Raw genomic sequence first — 4,511 nt, 5'->3', positions numbered from 1 at the left:
CACGGCAGGGCGACCCATCCTGCAGGCCATCGATTCACAGGAATTCGATCAAGTGGCGGTGATCGTCGTGCGCTGGTTCGGCGGGATCAAGCTGGGCGCAGGCGGGCTGGTTCGCGCTTATGGCGGTGCAGCGGCGTCCTGCCTCAAACAGGGTGAGGCAGTCGAGATCGTTCCCATGCAACGCCTCGCCTGTCACGTGCCATTCAGCTTGCTGCCGATCATCCAGGCCCGTCTGGCGGAGTGGGGCGCGACGCAGGACGAATGCGCTTTCGACGCGCAGGGTGCGGCCTTGACGCTCTCCGCTCCTCTTTCCGCCTCCGAAATGATACGAATGTCGCTACAGGATCTGTTGCGCGGTGGCCCGGTTCGCGTGCTCGACCCTGAAGACTCGGCGCAAGCCGCCCTTTAAACCGAGCAGAGGCCCTGCCGCCTGCGCCCTGTACAACGGATTGCAGATGGTTTGACGCCCCTGCGTTTCCTTCCTACGGTAACATATCATGTTACGATCGTAGGATCCTTGTTCATGCCCGTTTTCAGACATGCTGCGGCTCTTGCAGCTGTTGCTCTTCCCCTTCTCTCTTCCACGGCGCTGGCAGCTCCCGCCAATCCCCTGTTCCAGGCGAGCCCCCTGCCCTATCAGGCACCGCCTTTCGACAAGATAAAGGACAGCGACTATGTGCCGGCCTTCGAAAAGGGCATGGCAGATCAACTCAAGGAAATGCAGGCGATCGCCAATAACAAGGCCGCGCCGACCTTCGACAACACCATTGTCGCCATGGAGCGTTCCGGCCAGTTACTGAACCGCGCGCAGAGCGTGTTTTACGGCGTCTACTCGGCGGATAAAGACGACGCCATGGACGCCATTGACAGCAAGGAAGCGCCCAAGCTCAGCCAGCATCAGGATGAGATCTATCTCAATCCGAAGCTCTTTCACCGCGTCAAGACGCTGTACGACAATCGTGCCAAGCTGAACCTGAACGCCGAGCAGGCCATGTTGCTGGAGGTCTATTACCAGCAATTCGTGCATTCCGGTGCCGAGCTGAACCATGCTGACCAGCAGAAGCTCCGGGCCATCAACACGCAGCTTTCCAAACTCGAAACGGCCTATAACCAGAAGCTGATCGCGAGCGCGAAGGCCGGGGCTCTGGTCGTAGACAAGAAGGAAGCGCTGGCGGGGCTCGATGACGGCGCTGTTGCCTCTGCCCAGAAGGCCGCCGAAGGCCGCAAACTATCCGGCAAATATGTCCTGCCGCTGCAGAACACCACCCAGCAGCCCGACCTCGCTTCGCTGAGCGATCGCAGCACACGTGAAGCCCTGTTCAATCAGAGCTGGACGCGCGCCGAGAAGGGCGACGCGAACGACACCCGCCAGACCATTGCCGAAATCGCGCAGCTGCGCGCAGAAAAGGCCGCGCTCTTCGGCTATCCGAATTATGCCGCCTATACGCTGTATGACCAGATGGCCAAGACGCCTTCGGCTGTGAACAGCTTCATTCGTCAGCTCGTTCCTGCCACGGCAGCCGAACAGCATCGTGAAGCCGCCGAGCTGCAAAAGGCGATTGGTGACGACCACCAGAATTTCACGCTCAAGCCGTGGGACTGGAATTACTATGCCGAACGCGTGCGCAAGCAGAAATTCGACCTCAACCAGAACGACGTAAAACCGTATTTCGAACTGAATACCGTGCTGACCGATGGCGTGTTCTACGCCGCGAACCAGCTCTACGGGATCACTTTCGAGCCCCGCAAGGACATCCCGGTCTATAATCCCGATGTCATGGTCTTCGAAGTCAAGGACAAGGACGGCTCGCCGCTTGGCCTGATGTATTTCGACTACTTCAAGCGCGACAACAAATCCGGTGGCGCCTGGATGTCCAATTTCGTGGGGCAGAGCGATCTGTTGAAGACGCGTCCGGTTATCTACAACGTTGCAAACTTCACCAAGGCCGCCCCCGGCCAGCCTCAGCTCATCACGTCAGACGACGTCACGACCATGTTCCACGAATTTGGTCATGCGCTGCACGGTCTGTTTGCAAGCCAGACCTATCCCACGCTTTCGGGCACGGCCGTAGCGCGCGATTTCGTCGAGTTCCCCTCGCAGTTCAACGAGAACTGGGCGATGGACCCGAAGGTGTTCGCCCATTACGCCCGCCACTACAAGACCGGTGCCCCGATGCCGGCGGAGCTGGTCGCGAAGATCAAGAAAGCCGCGCATTTCAACCAGGGCTATGCGCTGGGTGAAATCGTGGCCGCTGCCCAGCTCGACATGTCCTGGCATGGCCTGTCCGCCGATGCCCCACGTCAGGATGTCGATCAGTTCGAAGCCAAGGCGCTCAATGAGACGGGTCTCGATGTGGCCGATGTGCCGCCGCGCTACCGCTCGAGCTATTTCCTGCATATCTGGGGTAATGGCTATTCGGCTGGCTATTATGCCTATCTCTGGACCGAAATGCTGGATCAGGACGTGTTTTCCTGGTTCCAGTCCCATGGTGGCCTGACCCGCGAAAACGGCCAGCGCTTCCGCGACATGATCCTGTCGAAGGGACACACCATGGATTACGGCCCGATGTTCAAGGCCTTTTATGGCAAGGACCCGGAAATCGGCCCGATGCTCTCCCATCGTGGTCTGCTGCCCGCTGGGAAATAAGCCATCCGGCTCTGCGCCGCACCAGTTGCGGCGCAGAAAAGAGACACGATCCCGAGCAGCGCGCCGCCATTCGACCCGTGCGGCGCGTTATGCTTTTCGATCACGCTTTCCTCAGCGCGCAGACGGCAGTAGCCCCGATGCCGCTGAATCAGCCCCTTCAGTCCCGCCAGTCGCTGGAACGCATTTCCTCGAGACGTGACGCCGTTCGCTCGAACGCCTTTGCGTTCTCACCTGTCTGATAAAGCGCCTCTGGCTGGGTCGCAGCGGTGGCGAAAAGGCAGGTATGATTTTCGTACATCACGTCGATCAGATTGATGAAGCGACGAGCCTTGTCGTACTGATCGGGCACCAGCGCCGGAATCCCTTCGATGAACAAGGTTTTGAAACGGGCGACGATGGCAAGGTAATCGGCGGGTCCGAGAGCTGATCCGCACAGGGCATCGAAAGTGAACCAGGCGATCTCCCCCTGACAGGACGGCACAGGAATACGGCGCGAGCCGATGGCGACGGCACCAGGTTCGGCACGCTCCTCGGTCATGCTCTCGAACCTCTGGCGCAAATGCGCATTGCTTTCTTCCGAGAGGGGCGAAACCCAGACCTGGCTGTCCAGCTCGCGTCCGCGGCGGTAATCACGCGCGGCCTGCAGGGTCAGCACCTCCATATGGGCGGCAAAAGCCTCAAGATAGGGCCGCATCGTGGCCCGGTTCTGCACCTGGTTCTTCATCAGATCCGAAGGCGCCGTGTTGGAGGTTGCGACAACCACCGTACCCAGCGCCATCACACGGTCCAGCAGGCGCAGGATCAGAACCGCGTCCGACATGTCATTGATCTGGAATTCATCGAAACAGAGCAGGTCGTACTGATCATGGACCTTCTGCGCGAGGTCATACACAGGGTCCTCGCGTCGTTCACCAAGGCTCTGGCCCTTGTGGAGGGCGCGCAGCACTTCCTGCATGAAGACATGAAAATGGATACGGCGCTTCTTGCGCACAGCAACTTCACGACAAAAAAGATCCATGAGCATGGTCTTGCCACGCCCCACTTCGCCCACAAGATACAGCCCCCTGATGGGGTCGGGACGCCGACGTGTGAAACGCGACAGAAAACCATCGCCTTTTTCATGGCGCGACTGCAGGGCCTGAGCAAGACGATCCAGGGCCGTGGCGGCCTGGGCCTGGGCTGGGTCTGCTACGATCTCACCCTGCCCGATCAGATGACGATAAGTCTTCAGCACTCCGCCCGTGATGGTGGAATGCGCGGTGAGACCCTGGTCGGACATCGTACTCTCTTCATGTGACATGACACGGAATTCTGTTCTCGTCCTATCACGCGATAAGCGCGAGCGCGCCCCTTTAAAAACGTCACGCCTTGGTGAGGAACAGGCACTGCAAGGCCAGGCGGTATGTTACATACAAGACGAAATCAGTGCCGATTCTCACATCAATATGCACATGACGCGCCATAGGAATGCGACTATGTGGTTTATGTATCGCATAGCCCGAAGCACAGAATTCCGAGGTATCGCCATGGCTTCCGACGGACGCGAAGCGTTCTATCACGGCACCGACACTGATGGGCGGGCCATTCGACGTCCCATGTCGCCGCATCTGGATATTTATCGTTTCCGCCTTTCCATGGCGCTTTCGATCGGCAATCGCATGGCGGGCGTCGCCTCGTCTCTCGGCGCTGGTCTGGCGGTCGCCTGGCTGGCTGCCCTCGCCCAGGGCCCGCGTGCTTTTGCCCGCGCCCAGCGCGTCGCGACGCACCCGCTCGGGCGCCTGATCTTTCTCGGCTGGGGCGTTGCCACGCTCTATCATTTTATCGCCAGCATCCGCCATCTGATCTGGGATAGCGGTGCGCGCTT

The 4,511-nt window shown here is 59.6% G+C and carries 4 protein-coding genes; 3 read left to right on the top strand and 1 reads right to left on the bottom strand.

The genetic code is table 11. From position 1 onward, the window contains the following. On the top strand, positions 1 to 409 hold a 409-nt coding region (locus C0V97_RS16670; RefSeq protein WP_127103657.1), incomplete at its 5' end, for a YigZ family protein. Positions 410 to 523: 114 nt separating this feature from the next. Beyond that, complete coding sequence (locus C0V97_RS16665) at positions 524 to 2,647, top strand: M3 family metallopeptidase (protein WP_199751973.1); 2,124 nt, start codon at positions 524 to 526, stop codon at positions 2,645 to 2,647. 157 nt (positions 2,648 to 2,804) lie between these two features. Here C0V97_RS16665 and zapE read toward each other — a convergent pair whose 3' ends face one another. Continuing rightward, positions 2,805 to 3,926 (bottom strand): cell division protein ZapE, encoded by a 1,122-nt coding sequence (gene zapE, locus C0V97_RS16660; RefSeq protein WP_158625461.1) that lies wholly within the window; start codon positions 3,924 to 3,926, stop codon positions 2,805 to 2,807. A 247-nt stretch (positions 3,927 to 4,173) separates the two neighbouring features. Between zapE and sdhC the strand changes: the two genes are divergently transcribed. Then, positions 4,174 to 4,511, top strand: a 338-nt coding sequence (sdhC, locus tag C0V97_RS18440) for a succinate dehydrogenase, cytochrome b556 subunit (protein WP_158625460.1), incomplete at its 3' end; no start/stop codon positions are given.

The organism is Asaia sp. W19, from assembly GCF_003994335.1.
Classification (GTDB): domain Bacteria; phylum Pseudomonadota; class Alphaproteobacteria; order Acetobacterales; family Acetobacteraceae; genus Asaia.
This window is presented reverse-complemented; position numbering and strand designations above follow the sequence as displayed.

Excerpts from the sequence above, each read along its gene's own strand:
- zapE (WP_158625461.1), bottom strand. The coding sequence starts at position 3,926 with ATGTCCGACCAGGGTCTCACCGCGCATTCCACCATCACGGGCGGAGTG.
- C0V97_RS16665 (WP_199751973.1), top strand. The coding sequence starts at position 524 with ATGCCCGTTTTCAGACATGCTGCGGCTCTTGCAGCTGTTGCTCTTCCC.